Genomic DNA, 21,718 nt, shown 5'->3' with positions numbered 1-21,718 from the left:
CTTTTTTATAAAATGGAAAAGAGTGAGTAAAAGGGAGGAAAACATGAAAAAGATACTAGTGATTGATGACCATCCGGCTGTCATGGAAGGCACCAAGACAATTTTGGAAACGGATTCGAATTTGTCTGTTGATTGTCTCAGTCCTGAACCGAGCGAACAGTTTATCAAGCAGCATGATTTCTCGTCATATGATCTCATTTTAATGGATCTGAATCTAGGCGGCGAGGTCAATGGGATGGAGCTTTCTAAACAGATTTTACAAGAGAATCCTCATTGTAAAATTATCGTGTATACCGGTTATGAGGTCGAGGATTATTTCGAGGAAGCGATTCGTGCGGGTCTGCACGGTGCCATCAGCAAAACGGAATCTAAAGAAAAGATCACCCAATACATATACCACGTACTCAACGGAGAAATTCTAGTCGATTTTGCTTACTTTAAACAGCTGATGACTCAGCAAAAAACAAAGCCGGCTCCTTCCTCTCAAAAAGAACAAGATGTGCTCACACCTAGAGAATGCCTGATTCTTCAAGAAGTTGAAAAGGGATTTACAAACCAAGAAATCGCAGATGCCCTTCATTTAAGCAAGCGGTCCATTGAATACAGCTTGACATCGATTTTCAATAAGCTGAATGTCGGTTCACGGACGGAAGCGGTTTTGATTGCGAAATCAGACGGTGTACTTTAAATGTTGGGGGTGTAGATGATGGATACGAAACACACATTGCTTGAAGCGCTTGGTATAGAGATTGTTGAAAACACAGCGGAACGATGCGTTGCGGTCATGCCGGTGGATCATCGGACGGTTCAGCCGTTCGGATATTTGCATGGGGGCGCTTCAGTGGCCCTGGCGGAAACAGCGGCGAGCGCAGGTGCACAGAACTTGATTGATCATTCAACACAGGCTTGTGTCGGTTTAGAGATTAACGCCAACCATTTAAAATCTGTAAAGGAAGGAACGGTAAAGGCGATAGCCGAGCCCGTTCACATAGGCAGAACGACGATTGTCTATCATATTCACATATATGACGAGCAAAAGAGGCTGATCTGTATATCCAGATGCACGCTGGCTGTCATCAAGAAATAAAAAAACAGCCGGAACTCTGCCTGTCCGGCTGCTTATTTTTATAAATAAGAATCCTCTTTTCGTTTAATCACAAAGTTTCTGATTCCGTTATAGTCATCCTGTACGCTTCTCTCATCAAGCTTGACGCCGGAGTTATACGCAGCACGGCAGATCAAGTGCCCGCCGATAGGCGACGTAATAAAGATAAAGAGAATCCCAAGCAGGATTTTAGCGGAGAGCTCCCCCGTCACAAACCACAAATAGAAGAAGACACCGAGCAGAATCATATTGACACCTAATGTTGAGCCTTTAGAAGCAGCATGAGCGCGTGTAAACACATCGGGAAGGCGAAGTACGCCAAATGAAGCAATGAGGCATATAAGAGCACCCAGCAAAATGAATACAGCCACAACAACCTTAGCGATTTCGATCATTTTCGATAATCTCTCCTTTCTCCAGGAACTTGGAAAATGCGATCGTTCCGATAAACGATAAAATCCCCAGCAGCAAAATAATATCCAAAAACGCACTTGTTTTCAGCAAAATGGAGACAAGCGCCGTGATTGCGATCAGATTGATGCCGATTGCATCCAGAGCCACGACCCGGTCAGGCACAGTCGGCCCTTTAATGACACGAATGACATACAAAAAGGTAGACACTGCCATAATGCCGAGCGCGATTTGCAGGATCAGTGTAAACATCACCGGCTCACCTCCTGTATGGCTTTTTCAAATGACTCCCGAATATCAAAAATCGCTTTTTCCGCATCCTCGATATCCATTGCATGAATATAAAGTATTGTTCTGTCATCTGAAATATCCATCACCAAGGTTCCCGGCGTTAATGTAATGAGCAGAGAAAGCAGGGTGATTTCCCAGTCCTTCGTCAGTTCAGTTTTAAAAGCAAAAATACCCGGTCTGATATTCAGTTTTGGAGATAAGACTGATTTCATCACACTGACATTGGCAAGGTACAGTTCCTTTATAAAAATGAAACAGAGCTTGATGATAGAAATCAATTTCCATAGATAAAACTGGCGAGTGAAAAAGCGCCGGAAGAAAAAGAGAGAGAGCATTCCCAGAATATAGCCTGTAATGAATCCTGCGGCGCTTGGACTGTTGCTTAAGAACATCCAGCAAAAAGCGAGAAACACATTTAATAAAATTTGAAATGCCATGCGATCTACTCCTTCAGAACAGCTTCGATATATTTTTCCGGATTCAGCAGCGTCTCGGCCGCTTGATCAACGTAAGGCGACACCCATTCTGTACCCAACCCGAAGAGAAGAGACAGCAAGAGAAAAATAGCTGCCGGATAAAGAAGTCCTTTAGCTGTTCGATGATTTGGTTTTGGCGTTTCTTTTTCTTCGTCCCAAAACGCATGTATAAAGATCCTCAGCACAGAGTACAGTACGAGCAAACTCGAAAGCAGAATCAGCATGGATATCGTAAATTCACCTTCTGCGAAGCCGCCCTCTGCAATTTTAAATTTGCCGACAAATCCGCTTAGTGGCGGAATGCCTGCAAGAGAAATAGCGGAAATGAAAAACATCCATCCAAGAACAGGATAGCGTTTGATCAGCCCGCCCATTTTATGCAGGCTCGCGGTTCCAGTCAATGCGATCAGCGTACCTGCCAGCATGAACAAAGCGCCTTTAATCAGCATATCGTGAATCAGATAGTAGATCGCGCCCTGAATGGATGCGGGGGTGTGTACTGCCACACCGAACAAAATCACGCCGACAGCGGTAATAATGTTATAGATCACAATTTTCATGACATTCGAATAAGCGAGTGAACCGATCACACCGAAAATCACAGTCAGCGCCGCCAGCCAAATCATCAGCTGATGGGTAAAGGCTGTATCGTGAATAAAAATCAATGTGAAAACCCTCGCAATCGCATATAACCCGACTTTTGTCAGCAAAGCGCCGAACAACGCGGAGATTGCTGCCGGTGGCGCGTAATAAGAGCCTGGAAGCCAAAAGTAGAGGGGGAAGATTCCGCCCTTCATGCCAAATACCAAAAGCAGCAGGACACCAATCACAGTGATCAGCCCGGTTTGTCCTGTTTCGCTGATTTTCACGCTAAGATCCGCCATGTTTAACGTGCCGGTTACAGCGTATAAAAAGCCGACCCCTATGACAAACAGGGCAGACGATACGATATTAAACACAATATATTTAAGGGATTCCCGCAGCTGAATTTTTGTGCCGCCTAATACAATCAGCATATAGGAAGCAATAAGCAGAAGCTCAAAAAATACGTACATATTAAATAAATCGCCTGTTAAAAACGCTCCGCTGACGCCGGCAAGCAAGAACTGAACGCCGGAGTAGTAAAAGGAGCGCTCCCGTTTTTCACCGACAGAACGGAAGGAATAAAGCCCAACCAATAAACCGATGACCGCTGTTGTGAGAACGAGAAGGCTGGCGAATTGGTCTGCGGCAAGCACAATGCCGTACGGCGCTTTCCATCCGCCTAGGCTGAGTGTCTGGATGCCTTTTGTGAAGACAGTCTGTACAAGTATGCCGCTAATCACAATCCCGATGGCCGATGCCGCCGTGCTGAAGATTCTCATGAGCATAAGATTCTTCGTCATGAAAATCAGAAGAATAGCCGACAAAAGCGGGATCAGGATTGGCAAAATAACAAAATTATTCATGTTGATCATTTCCCCTCATTTGATCCATATCGTCCGATTTCAATTCCTGATAAGCGCGAAAGGCCATGACGAGGATGAATGACGTAACGCCAAAAGAAATGACAATTGCGGTCAAAATCAGGGCTTGCGGAAGCGGATCGACAAATGATTTGGCATGCTCGCTCAAAATCGGAGCGGCGCCTTTCTTTAATCCTCCCATAGTCAAAAGCATTAAATGAACGCCATGGCTTAACAGTGCTGTTCCGATAATGACACGAAGCAGGCTTTTAGACAGCAGCAAATACGTAGCAGCCATAAAAATAATACCGGCTAATACAGCCATTAAGATTTCCATTATTCTTCCTCTCCAATCGTTTGAATAATGGTCATCGTTATGCCTACGACAACAAGATAAACGCCTAAATCAAATATCGTCGCTGTGGCGAGCTCCGTTTTCCCAAGGATCGGCAGCTGAAAGTATCCGAATGTGTGGGTTAAAAAAGGAGCCCCGAAGACAAAGGAGCCAACGCCTGTTAATACAGCGAGCAGAAGGCCGGCTCCCGCGACATAAATGAAATTGACCGGCAAAAGGGAACGCACGGTTTTTAAATCATATGCCAAGAGCAAGAGAACGATGGAAGAGGACGTGATCAGTCCGCCGACAAAGCCTCCTCCGGGCGCGTTATGCCCTGATAAAAATAAATAGAAAGAGAAAAGCAAAATGATAAAGGATACAAGCTTTGTCGCAGTTTGAAGAATCAAGTCATTTGTTTTTTGTTCATTCACCGCTTTTCCCCCTCCTCTTTTACTTTTGTTTTAATCATGCTGTAAATGCCGAGAGCGGCTATCGTTAATACCGTAATTTCAAACATTGTATCAAATCCCCTGAAATCAACGAGAATGACATTGACGACATTATCCCCTCCGCCGAGATCGTGGCTGTGTTTGACAAAGAAGGACGCAATGCTGTCTTTTGTCCGCTGGCTTGAGGATGCGATACCGAGCAGAGTAACGATAATACCGACGCCTAAAGAAATGATAAAATTCGTCATCCGGAACGTTCTCGTTTTTGTTTTCAGCCTCAGTTTCGGCAAATGGTAGAAGCAAAGCAGAAACAGTGCCACAGAAATCGTTTCAATGACGAGCTGAGTCAATGCCAAGTCCGGCGCTCTGAAAATGACAAAAAACAATGCAAGCGTATAACCGACAACACCGAGTGCAATGATCGCCGTCAGTCTTGACCTAGCAAAAACAGTCGCCACTGTGGCGCTGATCATGACAAGCGTCAAAATGATTTCGTATACACCGATTTTAGCCATGCCTTCCGTTTTAAATGAAAATCCGCCTTTAATGGCAAAAGCTCCGCCTATCAGAATGATGAAACCAGCGAAGATATACAGCAAATAATCTCTTAAAAACCCGGTCATATATTGTTTTGTGACCCGGTAAGAGCCTTTCTCCATCAGAGTCAAAAGCTTATCGTATAACCGGTTGAGTGTGAGTTTTGAAGGAAACAGTTTATAGATTCCTTTCCACTTATTCAGCGACAAATAACCAATTGTTCCGATCACAACAATACCCGCAGTCATGAGCAATTCCGTTGTAACCCCATGCCACTGTGAAATGTGAACGTGGAATTTCTCATGGCCGGCAAGCAGTGTCGGATAGATTGAGTTCATCGCAGGCTCTATCAGGCTGTACGACAATATATTCGGGAAAAAGAAGAGACTGACAGCCAAAGCGACAAGAATGACTGGTGGTACGAGCATGCCGACAGGCGCCTCATGAGCCGGTTTTTCAAGCTGCTCAGGCTGGTAATTTCCTCTGAATGTTTTAAACAGCAATTTCATGCTGTAGATAAACGTAAATACACTTCCGATCCAGGCGAAAAGAGGGAACAGAACGCCCCATGTCTGCACGTTGAACAGGTCAAAATGTGTCACGCGAAGCATGCTTGTGAAAAACATTTCTTTACTCAAAAATCCGTTAAACGGCGGTAAGCCGGCCATTGAAAATGTCCCGATTAAGGAAATGGTAAATGTAATCGGCATAATCGCCATCAGGCCGCCTAGCTTCCGGATATCCCGTGTGCCTGTTTCGTGATCGATAATCCCGACTGCCATAAACAAGCTTCCTTTAAAGGTTGCGTGGTTGATTAAATGGAAAATGGCAGCCATAGCGGCAACTGTATAATATTCTGTATGTCCGTAATGAAGGGCCGCAGCACTGACTCCAAGCATGGAGATGATCATGCCGAGCTGGCTGACGGTTGAAAACGCCAAAATCGATTTTAAATCAGTTTGTTTCACGGCATGGAATGAACCCCAAACCATCGTAAAAAGGCCAACGAGGGACACGATCCAAAACCACTGAGCTGAAAAGGCGAAAATAGGACTGAATCTCGCAATCACATAAATGCCGGCTTTTACCATAGTAGCTGAATGGAGATAAGCGCTGACAGGCGTCGGAGCTTCCATCGCGTCAGGGAGCCAGATGTAAAAAGGAAATTGCGCTGATTTCGTAAAAGCCCCTAATAAAATGAGAATCATAGCCGGGATAAACAATTCGTGGCCGGCAATTAATTGAACCTGATGAACCATCTCTCTAATACTGAAGGAATCCGTTATCAAATAAAGGAGAATAAATCCGCCGAGCATGCACAGCCCGCCGCTGACCGTAATCAAAAGTGATTTGGCTGCGCCATAGCGCGACTTTTCCCGCTTATACCAATAGCCGATCAGCAAAAAGGATGAAAGGCTTGTAAGCTCCCAGAACATGTAGAGAACCATGACATTGTCTACTAGAACGACGCCGAGCATGGCGCCCATGAACATCAATAAGTAGACATAAAAGGGCCCAAGCTGTTCTTTTTCTTTCGATAAATAAAAAATGCTGTAAAGAGTGACCAAAGAGCCAATGCCTGTGATCAGTAAAGCGAATAATAACCCGAGGCCGTCTATATAAACGGTAAAGTTAATGCCGAGTGACGGAATCCACTCTAATACCGATCGAAGTGTTTCTCCAGATTGTGTCATCCTGATCATTGGGAGAAAGTATATAAACAGCAAGACGGGCAAGATCAACACAAACCAGCCCGTATGCACTCTTTTTGCGTATTTTGCCAAGAAGGGAATGATAAAAGCAAATAAAAAAGGCGATAAAATAGCAAGATGTAAGAGCTGCAAAGATAAGACCTCCTTTTCTCGTTCTCAATTGAAAAATGCGCTATGTATGAAATATACGGTCAAACGACCTAGTCCAAATTATATCGCACTTTTCTGCAAGCTGCCACGCTTCGAACTGCTGTAATGGGTTTTTATGAGTTCTTTTGACCTCAAAATAAGTCTAACAAAAAAGAGGTTATTTGTATATTTAAAATCAATCCTGATCAAGCTGAAGGAAAGGAGCTGGTCATGTGAAAAGAAAAGTCGTGATGTGCTCAGGTTTATTCTGCTCAGTATTTGCAGGGGCATTCATGTTGAATCAATATGACGGGCGCAGCGGTGTGGCGGCTAGTGATGAGTGGGAGCTGTATTTACTGGAGCACCACCTGTCAGCCAGAATGAGTGAGACGGAATCAAAGGATCTGCCGTTTGGTCCCCGAGAGTATATTCGGATTGTGAATAAATAAAAAAAGAGTTCCGCATAAAACGGAACTCTTTCTGTTTATGAAGTGAAAAAACGAAGCAGCACTGTCGCGCAAATAACTGTGCCTGCACCGCCGAGACGGGTTGAAATTTGGGCAAACGGCATAAGGCCCATTCTTCCTGATGCCGATAAAATGGCAACATCACCCGTTCCGCCGAGGCCGCTGTGGCAGCAGGTAACGATTGCGGATTCAACCGGATACATGTTCATCAGCTTGCCTACGAAATATCCAGAACCAATCATCGCGATAACAACTGAAATACAGATGATGACAAACGGAATAGAAATCACAGACGCTACGTCATCCAACGGAATAAAGAGGATGCCGAGACCGACCATCAGCGGCCATGTAAAGCTTGAAGAAATAAACTTATAAAGCTGGTAAGCGCCTTCTTCCATTTTTTTCGGAAGAATATTCGCATACTTGACAGCCGCAGCTGAAATAATCATTAAGATCGCGCCCGGGATGAAGATGAATTTCTCCAATAACCCGCCAAAAATAAAGAATGTACACGCGAGCAGAACTCCCGCTCCCATTAGCTTAAAATCAATTTTTGCTTCGGCTTCTTTTTGATTGAAAATCTCATTTGCTTTTTTAGATTTTACGAGACGTCCGTTCCCATTTAGATCTGGACGCTTATCGCCAAGCTTTTTCATTAAGGCTGCACATATGATAGCAAAAACGTTTCCTATAATTGCGGCTGGCACCAGCTGAGACACAAATACATCGGCGGATGAGCCCAGTATTTGTGAATAGGCGATTGAAAGCGGCAAAATCCCTTCACCTATTCCCCCGGCAATAATCGGGACAACAACAAAGAAAAAGGAATCATAGGCACTATAGCCAAAAATAAATCCGACAAGGATGCCGGCTGCAACGGCCGCGATCGTTCCTGCAACCAGTGGAACGAACATTCTGATAAACCCCTGTATTAAAACAATTCTGTTCATACCGAGGATACTTCCCACAACAAGGCAAGCGATATAGAAATAAAGGAAGTTAGACGTTTTCATCAAGTTGGTTACAGCGTCTAAAGATGTTGAATTCAGTACATTGTAAAAGACTAAAAATGAAGGAACAAACAAAGATAAAATAGCAGGGCCGCCAATATCCTTCAATATCGGTATGCGTTGGCCTATGTCTCCGAGAAACACACCAAGAATCATAATGATGGCAAACCCGCCAAGCATATTTGCCGGCAGCTCATTGTAATAGGCTGCAAGAATAATAATAACAGCTAATACTGTGTATAAAGGCAGAGGAATCACACCGATTTCCCAAGACCAGATTTTTTGAAACAGGTTTTTCCCCTGTGAGTCTTTTTGCTCAGGTGAAATTGTCCCCGTTTTTGGAATTGCTCCCATGTCATACACCCCCATGTATTGTTTGTTACAGTCTACAAGAAAGCGTTAACACTTCATATTTTTTTAAGTTAAAAAACTAATAAACAATTAAATTAAGGGGGTCTTTTGGATTAGAAAAAAATCCCTGAGAATCGTCTTCCCAGGGGAGAATGTTTTATCTTTTTCCTTTAATATAAGGCACGCCATTGGCTTTTGGCGCATCTGCCCGCCCGATAAAGCCGGTTAAAGCGAGAATCGTTAAGACATAAGGAGCCATCAGCATATACACATTTGGTATGTCTTTAAAAAGAGGGAGCAGCGATCCAATGATGCTTAAGCTTTGGGCGAATCCGAAAAACAGGGCGGCCCCCAGTGCTCCGGTCGGATGCCATTTTCCGAATACAAGCGCTGCCAGGGCGATAAAGCCTTGCCCGGAGATGGTAGAGTGCGTGAAATCAAGCGCAATTGTGGAGGCATATACGCCGCCGCCGAGACCGCCGAACAATCCGCTGATCATCACGCCGACGTAGCGCATTTTATATACGTTGATTCCCATCGTATCGGCCGCCATCGGATGCTCTCCGACAGAACGGATACGAAGGCCGAACGGCGTTTTGAACAAGATAAACCAGGAAATAAAGGCAAGTGCTATTGCAAGAATAGACGTATAATAGACATCCGAAAAGAAGATCTTTCCCAAGACGGGAATATCGCCCAAACCGGGGATTTTCGTCTTATAAAAAGGCTCTGGAATTTTGTCTGTCTGCGCTTTGCCGTAGATCAGTTTGACGATAAATAAAGTTGCCCCAAGCGCCAGCATGTTAATGGCGACACCGCTGACTGTCTGGTCGGCGCGAAACGAAATCGCCGCTGCCGCGTGAATCAGTGAAAACAGGGCGCCTGCTGCCATGGCGGCAAGGAGCGAAAGCCAAGGTGCGGCGGCACCTAATTCCGGACCAAAAAATAAATTAAATAACACGCTGGTGAACGCCCCGATAATCATGAGGCCTTCTAGGCCGATATTCACCACACCTGATCTCTCGGAAAACACGCCGCCGAGAGCAGTTAAAATAAGCGGGGCCGCATAGACGAGTGTTGCAGGGACAATGATAGATAAAATCTGCACAATGTCCACTTAGTTCGCCCCCTTTTTCTTCAATTTGCCCATGACGAAACGAATCGCATAGCTTGAAGCCACAAACAGAATAATAATGGCAATCACAATATCAACGACCTCTGATGGAACGCCTGATTCAATCGGCATATTTAATGCGCCGATTTTCAGCCCGCCAAGCAGGCATGCCGCCAGTACAACGCCGACGGCTGTGTTTCCCCCAAGAAGAGCGACAGCGATACCGTCAAAGCCTACGCCGGTAAATGCGCCTTTCACTGCTGCGTATTCGAATGTTCCTAGGCCCTCCATGGCTCCGGCAAGGCCTGCAAAAGCGCCGGAGATAAGCATGGAGGTCATGATATTCTTCCGCACGCTCATGCCGGCATACTGGGAAGCGTGCTGGTTAAATCCGACCGCCCGGAGCTCAAATCCTTTTGTAGTTTTGTTGATGATAAACCACATGATAACTGCTGCGAGAAGGGCAACGATGATTCCCAAATGCAGCCGTGAGTAATCGGTGAGCTGTTCAAGAAAAGGAGAGCGGAGGGAGGCGGATTCGTGAATTTTCCCCGTCTTGTCCTGATGATCTGTCAAGACGTTTGAAATGATGTAATTGGTCATGTGCAGCGCGATATAATTCATCATAATGGTGACAATGACTTCATGAACGTAAAATCGCGCTTTCAAAATGCCGGGAATAAACCCCCATAATCCTCCTGCAGCTGCCGCTGTAATCAATGCGAGCGGCAAGTGAATATATGCCGGTCCGTCAAACGCCGTACCGACCCAAACCGCTGCTGTCCAGCCGACGAGCAGCTGGCCCTCGACGCCGATATTAAAGAGTCCGGTTCGGAATGCAAAGGCGACAGCCAATCCGGATAAAATATAAGGCGTAATTTGCCGGATGGTTTCTCCGACATAATAGATCTCTCCGAATATCCCATTCCACAAAGCCGAATATCCGCTGGCCACACTGTAGCCGCTCACAAGCATAATCAACGCGCCGGCCGCAAGACCAAGTATGATTGCGATGAGCGGCACGAGTAAATGAGAGAGTCGTTTAACCATTTGCTTTCCCCGCTTCCTTTTGCGTGCTTCCTGCCATCAAGAGACCAAGCTCCTGTTCAGTGGTTTCCTGCGGATTAACGCTGGCGATAATGCGTCCTTCAAAAATAACGGCGATTCTGTCACTGAGATTCATAATTTCTTCAAGCTCAAACGAGAGGAGAAGAACGGCTTTCCCGGCATCACGCTGCTCAATGAGCTTTTTATGGACAAATTCAATCGCTCCGACATCAAGGCCGCGAGTCGGCTGGGCGGCAATTAATAAATCAGGATTTCGGTCTATTTCCCGCCCGATAATCGCTTTTTGCTGGTTTCCGCCTGACAATGCCCGAGCGTGTGTATATTCATCCGGCGTTCTGACATCGTACTCAGTGATCAGGCTGCGTGCTTTTTTGTACATTTCGCCTTTATGTAAAACGCCCAATGCTGAATACGGCTTTTTGTAATAGCTTTGCAGCAGGATATTCTCTCCGATTGGAAAATCAAGGACGAGACCGTGTTTATGGCGATCCTGAGGAATATGCCCGATCCCGGATTCAGTGATTTTTCTTGGCGTCAGGTTTTGGATCTGTTTTCCGTTTAAGGTGATTGTTCCTGAATCTGTTTTGCGGAGTCCTGTCACCGCTTCGATCAGCTCTGATTGCCCGTTTCCGTCGACGCCTGCTATGCCGACTATTTCTCCCGCTTTGACAGAAAGAGACAAATCTCTGACTGTCTCTATTCCGCGGGTATCCTTTACAGTTATGCCGTCAATCGCAAGCACTTCCGCTCCCGGCTGAGCAGCTCTCTTTTCAGTTTTGAACGATACCTCGCGGCCGACCATTAGACTGGCGAGTTCGTCTTGGTTTGTATCACGGACATCAAGGGTTTTGATGCCTTTTCCTTTACGGATAACCGTAACGCGGTCACAAATCTCCATAATCTCTTTCAGCTTATGGGTGATTAAGATGATGGACTTCCCTTCTTTGACCAGGTTCTTCATAATTTGCATCAGTTCCTTAATTTCATGAGGCGTCAAAACAGCCGTCGGTTCATCAAAAATCAGAATGTCGGCACCGCGGTAGAGGGTTTTTAATATTTCTGCGCGCTGCTGCATACCGACTGATATGTCAGCTGCTTTTGCTTCAGGATGGATCTGCAGGCCGTATCGATCGGAAATGTCCTGCACCTCTTGGCCAGCACGCTTCCGGTCAATTCTGCCAAACTTCTTTGGCTCCTTCCCGAGAATAATATTTTCAGCAACTGTAAAGGTGTCAACAAGCATAAAGTGCTGGTGCACCATTCCAATTCCAAGGTCATTCGCTTTGTTCGGGCTGTTGATGTGCACCTTCTCGCCGCGCACCCGAATTTCACCCCGCTCCGGCTGATACAGCCCGAAAAGGACATTCATCAATGTTGATTTCCCCGCTCCGTTTTCACCGAGCAACGCGTGTATTTCGCCTTTTTTGACTTGAAGATTGATATTGTCATTGGCGACGATACCTGGAAACGCCTTGCGGATATTGAGCATTTCAATGACATATTCCATTGATTGACCGCTCCTTTATTTCAAAATAAAAGAAAAACAAGGGATAAGGGCTCGACCTCCTTATCCCTGCGATTCTTATTCAGCTTTGAAGGTTTTCAGCTCTTTCTCAGTTGCCGGGATTTCCAATCCGTCGATGATTTTTTTCTTCCATTTATCGACCGCTTTGATCACATCATCCGATAGATTTTGTTTAGATGGAGAAATGCCGACTCCGTCTTGATCAAGCCCGTAGGTAAGTGTTTCGCCGCCCGGGAACTTTCCGTCACTCGCTTTTTTCGTTACATCTTCAACGACTGTATCTACTTTTTTCACCATGGAAGTGAGGGTGACGTTATCATCTGTTCCTTCTACCTGGCCTTCTGCGTATTGGTCTTTATCGACACCGATGACCCAGACATCGCGTTTTGGATCTTCTTTTTTCAGGTTTTTCGCTTCAGTAAAGACGCCTGTGCCAGTGGCGCCCGCAGAGTGATAAATAACATCTACGCCTGATTTATACATGCTTTCGGCGGTTGCTTTACCGACATCGGCTTTATCGAAACCCCCTGCGTATTTCACTTCTACAACGGCTTTAGGGTTAACTGCTTGCACGCCGACACGGAAGCCGACCTCGAATTTTTTGATCAACTCTGATTCCATGCCGCCTACAAAGCCGATTTTTCCTGATTTGCTTGATAGGGCTGCGGCCACTCCGACGAGAAATGAGCCTTCCTGCTCTTTAAACGTAATACTTGCGACGTTGTCTTTATCGACAACAGCATCTATAATCGCAAAGTTTGTATTTTTACGCTGGTCAGCAATTTCGCTGATTGAATCCTCCATTAAGTAGCCGACGCCGTAAATTAAGTCAAAATTCTCACGCGCCAATTTATTTAAGTTCGTTGTATAGTCTGCATCAGATTTGGATTGAAGATAGTCGTAACCGTTTTTGCCTTTTTTCAGCCCATTCTCTTTCCCAAAGGCTTGGATGCCTTCCCAGGCTGATTGGTTGAAGGATTTGTCATCCACTCCGCCTACGTCAGTAACCATCGCCACACTGAATTTGTTTTTGCCTTCGCCTGAGCCGCTGCTTTTTTCGCTGTTTCCGCATGCTCCTAATATGGTGCCTGCTGCGATCACAAGTGACATCGCCAATCCGATTTTTCGTTTATTCAAGATATAACCCCCCAGAAAAATTTGGTTCAAAGCTGATCCGGCCAGTCATGTGATGGGCTGTCCTGAACAATTTCTTAGAATCGATAAAATTTTCTGATAATAACAAATGGAATGCGCTGAGACAGTTCTATTCTTCCCTGAATAAGCGTGGTGTGAGTATTTCCTTCGAAAGGCGGGGAAGAGAAGGATGCGGAAGGCGTTCCGGGCGGAAAACCGTGACATCGTTTTCTGAAGTAAGACTTATGACTTAGTTTTTCGGGATCAACTAACCAATCATAATTTATCATTTAACTAATAAGAAATAAATAGAATTTCGCATAATTTTTTAAAAAGTATCTATTTTTAGAATTATTTGCTTAAAAATGTGAAAGCCCTTTGTTATTCTTGTATAACTTATCAACAATAGAATCAAGCATCTTGGCAAGAGATATGACAGAAAAACGCACTGCTCAAAGCAAGCAGTGCGTTTTCTTATAGATATTGCTTTATTCCGTTAAGGTTACTGTTGTTGACGTTGTACTGAAACACAGGTCTTCCGATCGTTCCGTACGCCATTTCTACATTCAGAACCTGTATATCTTCAAGAAACTTTAAGTATTTTCGTATGGATACTTGAGAGATTTCTGTGTGCTTTGCCAAGTCTTCTGTCGTAAAAGATTCATTTTCAAATGACTGGATACTGGACCAGATCAGCTTCAGCGTGCTTTTTGTCAGGCCTTTAGGAAGCTGCACTTTTTCTGTTGCTTCTTTCTTTTGAAAAAGCTCGGCGTCCAGTTCTTTTTGGCTCATGTTGCGATGGGTTGAATACACCTTTTGTTTTCGTCTGTAATCAGACAGAGCCGTTTGGAAACGTTCAAATTCAAACGGTTTGATTAAATAATCAACAGCTCCGTACCGAAGTGTTTTCTTGATTACGTCAAGCTCGCTGGCCGCTGAGATGACAATCACGTCAACCGCTTCATTTTGGGCTCTCAATTCCGTCAGCAGTTCCAGCCCGTTTTTTCCCGGCATATAAATATCAAGCAAAATGAGGTCGATATGGTGCTCGCCTAAAATATGCAGAGCGCTTTGAAAGGAAGAAGCGATGCCTTTCAGCTGAAAGCCATCTATTTGGCTTAAGTATCGTTTATTTAATTCACCCACCATGGGGTCATCTTCAACTATTAGTACATTAATCATGATTTTCCTCCTTCGGTTCGTACGGGATGCGAATACTGAATGTCGTTCCTTCATTCTTTTCGCTTGTGAGGATCATTTGGCCTTTTAAATTTTCTATGCTTTGCTGTGTGAAATAAAGGCCGAATCCCCGGTTTTTGCCCTTTGTTGAATAGCCTTGTTCAAATACTTTGGCTTGGTCTTCTTCAGACATGCCTGCTCCAGTATCGGTAATTTCAATATCAAGTATGCTGTTATGGAAGCGCATGGACATGGTGATTTGTTTTTTCGGCATATCGGCAACGGCGTCTAAGCCATTGTTGATGAGATTTCCGATGATTGTAATAAGTTCATGGATGACAGAAGGGTCTGCCGCGTTCGGGATGACACCGTTGCATTCAATATCAAGATTTGCGCCCTGCTCACGTATAAAGCTTTGCTTTCCGAGCAGAAAACCGGCCAGTACGGAGCTTTTGACATCATTTATAATTTCACTTGTTTCTGATTTTTGCTGTATGGCTATATCTTTAATATAATCTCCAAGATCATCATACTCTTTCAGCTGGACGAGACCTAATATCACATGCAGTTTGTTCATAAATTCATGAGACTGCGCTCTCAGTGCGTTTGCATACATTTTAACACCGGAAAGCTGTTCAGCTAAATGTTTTACCTCGGTCTTGTCGCGGAATGTTGCAATCGCTCCGACAGTTTGTCCTTTCAGCTGGATAGGAACTTCATTAAACACAAGCTCCAGCCCGTTAATGCGGACGTCTCTGTCTTGAAGAGGTTTTTTTGTCTCAATGACCTTTTTCAAGCGGCTTTTCGGCAAGATGTCATCTACATCCTGATCAATGGGATTTGTGTTGATGCCCATTTTGACGAATAGGCGTTTTGCTTCCGCGTTGGCAAGTTTAATTTTGCCATGTTCATCGACAGCGAGTATTCCTTCCTTCGTCGATTCCAGCATCGCGCTCCGTTCTTCAAGCAGAGTCGCAATTTCATAAGGTTCAAGTCCGTACATGATATTTTTCACTGTACGGGCGACGATAACGGCTCCGATCACACCGACGAAGATGCTGACGCAAATAATAAAGTAAAGCGGCCGTAAGCTATGGCTGATCACTTCATCAATTTCATTTACGGTGATGCCGACCGCGACTGCACCGACCTGTTTTCCATTCTCTGCGTAGACAGGGACGAACGCTCTCTGCGATTTCCCGAGCGTGCCAGAGGCTGTGCTGATATGGACATGCCCTTTTAATACCTCGGACTCATCACCGCCCCTGAATTTTTTTCCGATTTTGCTCGGGTCAGGATGAGTTTTGCGGATACCGTTCATATCCATGACGACAACAAATTCCGTGCCGGTAATTTTCTGAACCCGCTTTGTGTAGCTCTGCAGTTCCTTTTGTTTTTTTCCGCTTTCTAAAGCAGCGGCTGTCATCGGCGCCTCAGCTACCATTTCAGCAGTCTGCAGCGCAGTGGCCTTTTCCTGATCTCTAATTCGTTTGGTGGTTTGGGCACCGACTGTAAAAAACGTAATGAGCAATGCGATTAATACAACGATACAAACAAATATGGTGAGTCTGGTTTGCAGTTTTAATGTTTTTTTCATATAAAACTTCCTTACGTTTTATGATTCCTGCGTACTACTTTACTCTCAAAATGCTGCTTTGTGAAGATTTGGGACCGTAATTCGTAAAAAGGAGAAAAAATGGAATAATTTATCTTGTCAATGTGTTTTAAGTCCTCCATAATAAATGAGGTAGATTATAGAAAGGGACTTTTTTATATGAAAAATACTTATTTGACAGGATATTTTCCGCTGATTGCGATCCTGCTTTTTAGTTCGTCCTTATCCATCTCAACTTCACTTTATGCGTTGAAGATGCTGTCTTCATTTGGAATGTATGATGGAATGCTCGATTATTTTTCAGAGAAAGGAATCAGGCTTGCGTTATTTGCTGCCTTTGCACTTTTATATTTTATGGTTCTGTCCGCTCTGAAATTAATTGCAAATACCGTGACCGAGCTGTCATTGCTGTTTTTTGCTAATGATCCGGAAGGGAACAACCTGAAAAAACTCAGAATGGGTTCCATGATTTATTTGGGCGGCGGGATTTTATCCTTTGTGCTCTTGCAAAATGTCATTTGGATTGTGATCTGGTTTGCGGTCGTCACGCTCGCTTACTTTGTGTTTACCGTGTACCGGATTTATTCGACGCTTTCTCTCATGTCATTAGTTGGATTCATTCTATTGGAACTGCTGTTTTGGTTTACCTTTGTTATCGGTATTCTGTTCATATTTATCAAGCTTTATAATAGCATAATGGCTAGCTTACCTGTGTAAGCTAGCCATTTCAGCGTTTAGTGGTCAGATTTGCGCTTCGTGCTCTGTACGCAATAAAACGGCGGCTAGATTCTCAGGTTCCTGCCGTTTCACATCCAATGCTCGCTCTTCGTCGACTTCAAAGGTTTTCAATCACGCTGAAAAGATGACAAAATCCTAAAACGAAGCCGTTTTAGGATTTTGTCAACAATCTGTGTTGGCTAGCTTCCTAGCCATTTTTTATTTACGGTAAAAATCTTTTTTTAATAGAAGGGGAGGGGAGCATACATTCATTTTTTTTGCCAAACCACTTATAGCGGTTGTTGGCAATAAAAGAATAGACCATATCTCTGACAGGCTTCGGCACTGCGAAAAACAGGACGAAGAGCCGCCATGGGCCTCGCAGATGCCTGAAAACCTTAATGGCTGCAGTTGACTTTGTGTACACTTGGCCGTCTTCAATAAAGACAAAGCTGTCAAACCGATCAGTCGGAAGCCCGCTTTTTTTCAGCAGGCTCTGTCCTGTTTCCGACTGCAGCGATGTGAAAGAAATCAATCCGTCCGGATCACGTTTAATGATAAACTGCACGGCTCCATTGCATAAATTGCAGACACCGTCAAACAGCAAAACGCGATTTGGAATTTGTTCTGAAGTCACTCCATATCCCCTCCGATCCTTTAATAAGCCGCTTGCAGCGTTCCTTTCCAGATGGAAAGCTGAGGGCTGATGCTGTGAAGATATTCAACGCTGGTCGGTGTATCCTTTCCGACCCAGACACCCATTGTATACGTATCAGTCAGGCCGACAAACCACATATCGTGATAATCATTTGATGTACCGGTTTTACCGCCGATGTAAGGCGCATTGAAATATGCTTTTTTCCCTGTTCCGCTTTTCACAACGGAAGACATCAGTTTTTTCAGCTGCATGTTCGTGCGGACGCTGAATATTTGAGTCGTTTTATCATTCCATTTATAAAGCGTTTTTCCTTTAAGGTCTGTCACCTTTGTAATCGCATGGCTCGGCGTATAGCTTCCGCTGTTGCCGAATGTCGTATAAGCCTTTGTCATCTCAAGAGGCGTCATGCCGTTTGTAAATCCGCCAAGCGCCGCCGGAAGAAGATAGTCACTGTCGACAAGTTTGGCAAAATGATACGGCTCAATATAACTGAATGCCTTTTGGATGCCGACGCGGTCGAGCATTCTAATAGCCGGTGTATTATATGAATTTTTAAACGCCGTATCAAGCGTCACTGTGCCGTAAGTGCGGTTATTGTAGTTTTGCGGACAGTAGTCTTTGCTGCAAAACTTGCTGGCATCAATGGTGCTGCTTCCTGTCGCGCCGGTCTGTTCAATATAAGGGCCGTAATCAAGAAGCGGCTTAATGGATGACCCCGGCTGCCTGTACGCCTGGTAGGCGCGGTTAAAGTCATATTTTTGATAGTTTTTCCCGCCGGATAGAGCGATGATTTGATGCGTCTGGTGATTAATCACAGCCGCTCCGCCCTGTACGTCCGCATACGGGAGCTTGGAATTCATTTGTGCCACAACTTGATTTTGCATGTATGGATCAAGTGCAGTATAAATTTTCACGCCGTCTTTCATCAGCGTGCTGACTCTTGCGGACAGCTCGTTCTCGATCTTTTCTTTTTGTTTTCCTGATGCTTTTTGAAGGCGTTTATCAAAGCCTTCTGATTCAGACACCAGCTGAGTGAATTCATCATTGACGTAGGAAACGTAGTCAGGATATTTGTCTTCTCTTTTTTCAACATCCAGTTTGATTTTTTGTTTTACGGCTTTTTTCAGCTCTTTGTCCGTAATGACCCCGGCATCTTTTAGTCCTTTAAGCAAACGTTCTTGACGGCTTTTCGTGTAGTCAAAATGCTTGAGAGGATCATATAATGTAGGGTTATTAGGTATAGCACAGATAAAAGCCATTTCTCCCACTGTGAGAGATTTCAGCGGTTTGCTGAAATAGAATTCAGCCGCTGAACCGACGCCATAAACGCCATTGTTAAAATAAATGGTATTTAAGTAAGCTTCAAGAATTTCATTTTTCGTATATTTTTTCTCCAGCTGATAGGAATACGCGAGCTCTGTCAGCTTGCGGCTGAAGGAGCGTTCGTGGCTCAAATACAAGTTTCTTGAAAGCTGCTGTGTGATGGTGCTGGCACCCTGGTCAATTTTCTTGTCTTTTACGTTAGAAGCAGTAGCCCGCACCATTCCCATAAAGTCAAAGCCTTTATGCTCGTAAAAATGGCGGTCCTCAGATGTTAAGAAAATCTGTTTGACTTCCTCGGGAATCTTGTTAAATGGAACGAGCACACGGTTTTCGTGGTCGCTGACGATTTCCGAGACAAGGGAGCCGTCCCTGTCATACATGTAGCTGTTCTGAACAAGGCTGATATCTTTCAGATTAATATTTTTATCAAGCACCTGATCCAGGGACTTCATTTGTTTTACTTCTTTTCCGGAAGCGATAACTGTAAATGCAAACAATGGGATTATGCAAAGGAGCAAAATCCATCCGATTATTTTTCGTAACATGGTCACTCTCTTTTCTCCTAAATTCTAGCCATATCGTACCATTCTTTTGAGATTACGAGAAGGTTAAATTTAGAAGATTCCTCAGTTTTTTCTCGGAATCAGCTTGCTTTGGCATAAGAATCTTTCCGAAGTTTCTGCATGATCCAAAGCATGCAGGCGCCAGCGAAAAAGAGAAACGCCGTGACGTAAAAGGTGGCCGAAATGGTAAAATGGCTCGATATGATTCCGCCGAGCAGAGGCCCGAGCACGTTTCCTAAAAAGCGAAAGCTGACATTGTAGCCGAGAACTTCACCTTGAATGCTGCCGGGAGCCTGAACGCGGATCGCTGCCGTAATGCATGGCAGCAAACCGCCCATCGCCATTCCGAATAAAAATCTGAAAACAAGGAGCACGCTGAGTGAGGACGCGAGCGCCTGCGGAATAAAAAAGAAAGAGGCGGCGAGCAAAAGTCCGATTAAAATGCGGCGGTGGCCGTAGCGGTCGCCCAGATCACCCCATTTTCTAGCCAGCAGCAAACTTCCGAGCCCCGTTGCTGAAAATGCCATGCCGGAGAAAAAGGCAAGATTGACAGGTCCGTGCAGCTCATTTACATATAAAGCGAGCAGGGGCTGGATACTGAAATTGCCTGTTTGAATCAGCATGGTTAACAGCATCATGACCCACAGCGCCGGCTGGTGAAAAATATAGGAGAGCACTTCTTTTCTCGAGTAAGACGTACGTTTGGCTGTTTTCTCTGCAAGAGGCTTTTCTTTGACACCAAATAACACGAGAAGAACAGACGAGAAAATCACAAAGGATGTGATAAAAAAGGTATACGTAAAGCCGAAATGATCAGCAAGCATGCCTCCCAAAAGCGGGCCGAACAAGCTTCCGGACACTTGCCCCATTTGCAGCGTGCCAAGCGTTTTGCCGGCTGAGCTCTTCGGAGTCTGTGCCGAAATCATCGCAAGAGATGTCGGGATGAATCCGGTTACAAGACCCATTGCCATACGCAGAAAAAACAATTGGTACACCGATGTAACAAAGCCCATGAAGAAAATGCTGAGGGCAATGCCCGTTCCGGTCGCCATAAGGATTTTCTTATATCCGCGTTTGTCTCCGAACCGTCCCCAAAACGGGGATACCAAAAACGCCATGAGAAATGTAATGCCGAACACATAGCCGCTCCACCTTTGCACAAAGCCGTTTGAAAAAGAGCTGAGCGTCTCAATGTATAAGGAGAGAAAAGGAACGATCATCGTTGTGCTAGCGGAGACAAAAAAGTTCGCCAGCCACACAATGACAAAGTTTTTCTTACGGATAGAAATAACATCACCTTCTTATTATTTCGGGTTCCTTACTAATTATAAAGAAACGATTCACAATTTAAAAGAAACGAAGCGGCTGGGAAAATTCATTATTTTTAGAAAATGAAGAAATGTCGAGAAGGGGAATTGATATACTATAAAGATAGCATTTTCTGATCGGAGGAAAGGCAGGTGTAAAAAGGTGACAACAAACAGCTTACTCATTATTGATTTCGAATTTACAATGCCTGATGGAAAGTACAGTCCTCAAAACTTCTTCCCGGAAATCATTGAAGCCGGAATTGTAAAGTCGATTGATGATGAAGTGGTTGAGACGTTTTCTAGCTATGTTAGACCGAAAAAGTTCCCGAAGCTTACGAAACGCTGCAAATCATTTTTAAAAATAACCCAAAAACAGGTAGACGAAGGAATGAGATTCGAGGATTTCATCCGTAAACTAAACGAGCTGGATCCTGAGAAAAACAGCACAATTATTACGTGGGGAAACATGGATATGAAAGTGCTGAAGCAAAACTGTATGTTTAACCATATCCCTTTCCCGTTTAAGGGAGAAATGAGAGATTTATCGCTTGAATACAAAAACTTTTTTGGAGACCGGACATTGACGGGTTTATGGAAAGCTGCCGAAGAGTATGGAGATTCCGGAACCGGCACCCATCATAAAGCGCTTGATGATGCTCTCACAGCATATAAACTTTTTAAGCTTGTTGAGCAGGATAAGCAGTATCTCGAAAAGCCAAAACCGCCCACAATCGGCGAAAGAATCGATTTAACCGAACTGTTCAAGCGCGCGACGTGAAAAACCCAATCTTT

22 protein-coding genes and 1 pseudogene are annotated in these 21,718 nt (G+C 44.5%); 6 read left to right on the top strand and 17 right to left on the bottom strand.

What is annotated here, in order from left to right; translation table 11 throughout:
• The first annotated feature begins 43 nt into the window (after positions 1 to 43).
• Together comA and SB658_RS11020 are read left to right on the top strand one after the other, a co-directional pair.
• Entirely contained in the window at positions 44 to 688 is a 645-nt protein-coding gene (comA, locus tag SB658_RS11025) for a two-component system response regulator ComA (RefSeq protein ID WP_003220716.1), read from the top strand.
• Between the two features lie 18 nt (positions 689 to 706).
• Positions 707 to 1,087 carry a hotdog fold thioesterase gene (locus tag SB658_RS11020; protein ID WP_015714624.1) on the top strand — a complete coding sequence of 127 codons (381 nt, stop codon included), beginning with the start codon at positions 707 to 709 and terminating at the stop codon, positions 1,085 to 1,087.
• Between the two features lie 38 nt (positions 1,088 to 1,125).
• Here SB658_RS11020 and mnhG read toward each other — a convergent pair whose 3' ends face one another.
• The 7 genes and pseudogenes from mnhG to SB658_RS10985 all read right to left on the bottom strand — a co-directional run bounded on the left by mnhG (position 1,126) and on the right by SB658_RS10985 (position 6,895).
• Complete coding sequence (gene mnhG, locus SB658_RS11015; RefSeq protein ID WP_015714623.1) at positions 1,126 to 1,500, bottom strand: monovalent cation/H(+) antiporter subunit G; 375 nt, start codon at positions 1,498 to 1,500, stop codon at positions 1,126 to 1,128.
• Complete coding sequence (locus tag SB658_RS11010) at positions 1,484 to 1,768, bottom strand: Na(+)/H(+) antiporter subunit F1 (protein WP_003228814.1); 285 nt, start codon at positions 1,766 to 1,768, stop codon at positions 1,484 to 1,486. Before SB658_RS11010 ends, mnhG begins: the two co-directional genes overlap by 17 nt.
• Entirely contained in the window at positions 1,768 to 2,244 is a 477-nt protein-coding gene (locus SB658_RS11005) for a Na+/H+ antiporter subunit E (protein ID WP_003228815.1), read from the bottom strand. Before SB658_RS11005 ends, SB658_RS11010 begins: the two co-directional genes overlap by 1 nt.
• Positions 2,245 to 2,249: 5 nt before the next feature.
• On the bottom strand, positions 2,250 to 3,731 hold the full coding sequence (locus SB658_RS11000; protein WP_015714622.1) for a Na+/H+ antiporter subunit D: 1,482 nt from the start codon (positions 3,729 to 3,731) through the stop codon (positions 2,250 to 2,252).
• Positions 3,724 to 4,065 (bottom strand): Na(+)/H(+) antiporter subunit C, encoded by a 342-nt coding sequence (locus SB658_RS10995; protein ID WP_003220730.1) that lies wholly within the window; start codon positions 4,063 to 4,065, stop codon positions 3,724 to 3,726. The genes SB658_RS11000 and SB658_RS10995 overlap by 8 nt, the downstream gene beginning before the upstream one ends.
• Entirely contained in the window at positions 4,065 to 4,496 is a 432-nt protein-coding gene (locus SB658_RS10990; protein WP_003228819.1) for a Na(+)/H(+) antiporter subunit B, read from the bottom strand. Before SB658_RS10990 ends, SB658_RS10995 begins: the two co-directional genes overlap by 1 nt.
• Positions 4,489 to 6,895: pseudogene (locus SB658_RS10985) on the bottom strand (Na+/H+ antiporter subunit A). Before SB658_RS10985 ends, SB658_RS10990 begins: the two are co-directional and overlap by 8 nt.
• A 230-nt stretch (positions 6,896 to 7,125) precedes the next feature.
• On the opposite strand from SB658_RS10985, the gene SB658_RS10980 reads away from it, so the two are divergent.
• The gene (locus SB658_RS10980) at positions 7,126 to 7,341 is read left to right on the top strand and encodes a hypothetical protein (RefSeq protein WP_015483630.1); all 216 of its coding nucleotides are present in this window, start codon (positions 7,126 to 7,128) and stop codon (positions 7,339 to 7,341) included.
• Positions 7,342 to 7,376: 35 nt separating this feature from the next.
• Here the strand turns inward: SB658_RS10980 and maeN are convergent, their stop codons facing one another.
• The 7 genes from maeN to maeL all read right to left on the bottom strand — a co-directional run bounded on the left by maeN (position 7,377) and on the right by maeL (position 16,337).
• Positions 7,377 to 8,723, bottom strand: a complete 1,347-nt coding sequence (gene maeN / locus SB658_RS10975; protein WP_021480493.1) for a sodium/malate symporter MaeN — start codon at positions 8,721 to 8,723, stop codon at positions 7,377 to 7,379.
• 154 nt (positions 8,724 to 8,877) lie between these two features.
• Entirely contained in the window at positions 8,878 to 9,837 is a 960-nt protein-coding gene (nupQ, locus tag SB658_RS10970) for a guanosine ABC transporter permease NupQ (protein WP_032726791.1), read from the bottom strand.
• The gene (gene nupP / locus SB658_RS10965; protein WP_029725865.1) at positions 9,838 to 10,884 is read right to left on the bottom strand and encodes a guanosine ABC transporter permease NupP; all 1,047 of its coding nucleotides are present in this window, start codon (positions 10,882 to 10,884) and stop codon (positions 9,838 to 9,840) included.
• The gene (gene nupO / locus SB658_RS10960; RefSeq protein ID WP_003228830.1) at positions 10,877 to 12,409 is read right to left on the bottom strand and encodes a guanosine ABC transporter ATP-binding protein NupO; all 1,533 of its coding nucleotides are present in this window, start codon (positions 12,407 to 12,409) and stop codon (positions 10,877 to 10,879) included. Before nupO ends, nupP begins: the two co-directional genes overlap by 8 nt.
• Before the next feature lie 75 nt (positions 12,410 to 12,484).
• On the bottom strand, positions 12,485 to 13,564 hold the full coding sequence (gene nupN / locus SB658_RS10955; RefSeq protein WP_410601608.1) for a guanosine ABC transporter substrate-binding protein NupN: 1,080 nt from the start codon (positions 13,562 to 13,564) through the stop codon (positions 12,485 to 12,487).
• A gap of 471 nt (positions 13,565 to 14,035) precedes the next feature.
• The gene (gene maeM, locus SB658_RS10950; protein WP_014477821.1) at positions 14,036 to 14,743 is read right to left on the bottom strand and encodes a two-component system response regulator MaeM; all 708 of its coding nucleotides are present in this window, start codon (positions 14,741 to 14,743) and stop codon (positions 14,036 to 14,038) included.
• Positions 14,736 to 16,337 carry a two-component system sensor histidine kinase MaeL gene (gene maeL, locus SB658_RS10945; protein WP_003228835.1) on the bottom strand — a complete coding sequence of 534 codons (1,602 nt, stop codon included), beginning with the start codon at positions 16,335 to 16,337 and terminating at the stop codon, positions 14,736 to 14,738. The genes maeM and maeL overlap by 8 nt, the downstream gene beginning before the upstream one ends.
• A gap of 177 nt (positions 16,338 to 16,514) precedes the next feature.
• Here maeL and SB658_RS10940 point away from each other — a divergent pair, with 177 nt between their 5' ends.
• Positions 16,515 to 17,072: a YufK family protein gene (locus SB658_RS10940; protein WP_003228837.1), complete on the top strand. Its 558-nt coding sequence runs from the start codon at positions 16,515 to 16,517 to the stop codon at positions 17,070 to 17,072.
• A gap of 223 nt (positions 17,073 to 17,295) precedes the next feature.
• On the opposite strand, the gene SB658_RS10935 is transcribed toward SB658_RS10940, so the two are convergent.
• The 3 genes from SB658_RS10935 to SB658_RS10925 all read right to left on the bottom strand — a co-directional run bounded on the left by SB658_RS10935 (position 17,296) and on the right by SB658_RS10925 (position 20,905).
• A complete protein-coding gene (locus SB658_RS10935) occupies positions 17,296 to 17,709 on the bottom strand; it encodes a thiol-disulfide oxidoreductase DCC family protein (RefSeq protein ID WP_015384506.1) in 414 nt (137 codons plus the stop codon).
• 20 nt (positions 17,710 to 17,729) lie between these two features.
• Positions 17,730 to 19,604, bottom strand: coding sequence for a transglycosylase domain-containing protein (locus tag SB658_RS10930; protein ID WP_124058992.1), 1,875 nt, complete (start codon positions 19,602 to 19,604; stop codon positions 17,730 to 17,732).
• A 92-nt stretch (positions 19,605 to 19,696) separates the two neighbouring features.
• Entirely contained in the window at positions 19,697 to 20,905 is a 1,209-nt protein-coding gene (locus SB658_RS10925) for a multidrug efflux MFS transporter (RefSeq protein WP_224913148.1), read from the bottom strand.
• Here SB658_RS10925 and SB658_RS10920 point away from each other — a divergent pair.
• Together SB658_RS10920 and kapD are read left to right on the top strand one after the other, a co-directional pair.
• Positions 20,808 to 21,011 (top strand): hypothetical protein, encoded by a 204-nt coding sequence (locus SB658_RS10920; protein WP_003243502.1) that lies wholly within the window; start codon positions 20,808 to 20,810, stop codon positions 21,009 to 21,011. The genes SB658_RS10925 and SB658_RS10920 overlap by 98 nt on opposite strands.
• A 75-nt stretch (positions 21,012 to 21,086) precedes the next feature.
• Positions 21,087 to 21,704, top strand: a complete 618-nt coding sequence (gene kapD, locus SB658_RS10915) for a 3'-5' exonuclease KapD (protein WP_014480688.1) — start codon at positions 21,087 to 21,089, stop codon at positions 21,702 to 21,704.
• The last annotated feature ends 14 nt before the right edge of the window (positions 21,705 to 21,718 follow it).

The organism is Bacillus sp. SIMBA_008 (assembly GCF_046535495.1).
Classification (GTDB): Bacteria; Bacillota; Bacilli; order Bacillales; family Bacillaceae; genus Bacillus; species Bacillus subtilis.
Note: the sequence above shows the minus strand (reverse complement) of the source record. Positions and strands in the feature narration are given on the sequence as shown.

Coding starts and splice junctions, on each gene's coding strand:
- nupO (WP_003228830.1), bottom strand. CDS start 12,409: ATGGAATATGTCATTGAAATGCTCAATATCCGCAAGGCGTTTCCAGGT.
- SB658_RS11010 (WP_003228814.1), bottom strand. CDS start 1,768: ATGTTTACACTGATCCTGCAAATCGCGCTCGGCATTATGGCAGTGTCT.
- SB658_RS10940 (WP_003228837.1), top strand. CDS start 16,515: ATGAAAAATACTTATTTGACAGGATATTTTCCGCTGATTGCGATCCTG.
- nupP (WP_029725865.1), bottom strand. CDS start 10,884: ATGGTTAAACGACTCTCTCATTTACTCGTGCCGCTCATCGCAATCATA.
- SB658_RS11020 (WP_015714624.1), top strand. CDS start 707: ATGGATACGAAACACACATTGCTTGAAGCGCTTGGTATAGAGATTGTT.
- SB658_RS10920 (WP_003243502.1), top strand. CDS start 20,808: ATGTATAAGGAGAGAAAAGGAACGATCATCGTTGTGCTAGCGGAGACA.
- SB658_RS11005 (WP_003228815.1), bottom strand. CDS start 2,244: ATGGCATTTCAAATTTTATTAAATGTGTTTCTCGCTTTTTGCTGGATG.
- mnhG (WP_015714623.1), bottom strand. CDS start 1,500: ATGATCGAAATCGCTAAGGTTGTTGTGGCTGTATTCATTTTGCTGGGT.
- maeN (WP_021480493.1), bottom strand. CDS start 8,723: ATGGGAGCAATTCCAAAAACGGGGACAATTTCACCTGAGCAAAAAGAC.
- comA (WP_003220716.1), top strand. CDS start 44: ATGAAAAAGATACTAGTGATTGATGACCATCCGGCTGTCATGGAAGGC.
- maeM (WP_014477821.1), bottom strand. CDS start 14,743: ATGATTAATGTACTAATAGTTGAAGATGACCCCATGGTGGGTGAATTA.
- SB658_RS10995 (WP_003220730.1), bottom strand. CDS start 4,065: ATGGAAATCTTAATGGCTGTATTAGCCGGTATTATTTTTATGGCTGCT.
- maeL (WP_003228835.1), bottom strand. CDS start 16,337: ATGAAAAAAACATTAAAACTGCAAACCAGACTCACCATATTTGTTTGT.
- SB658_RS11000 (WP_015714622.1), bottom strand. CDS start 3,731: ATGAATAATTTTGTTATTTTGCCAATCCTGATCCCGCTTTTGTCGGCT.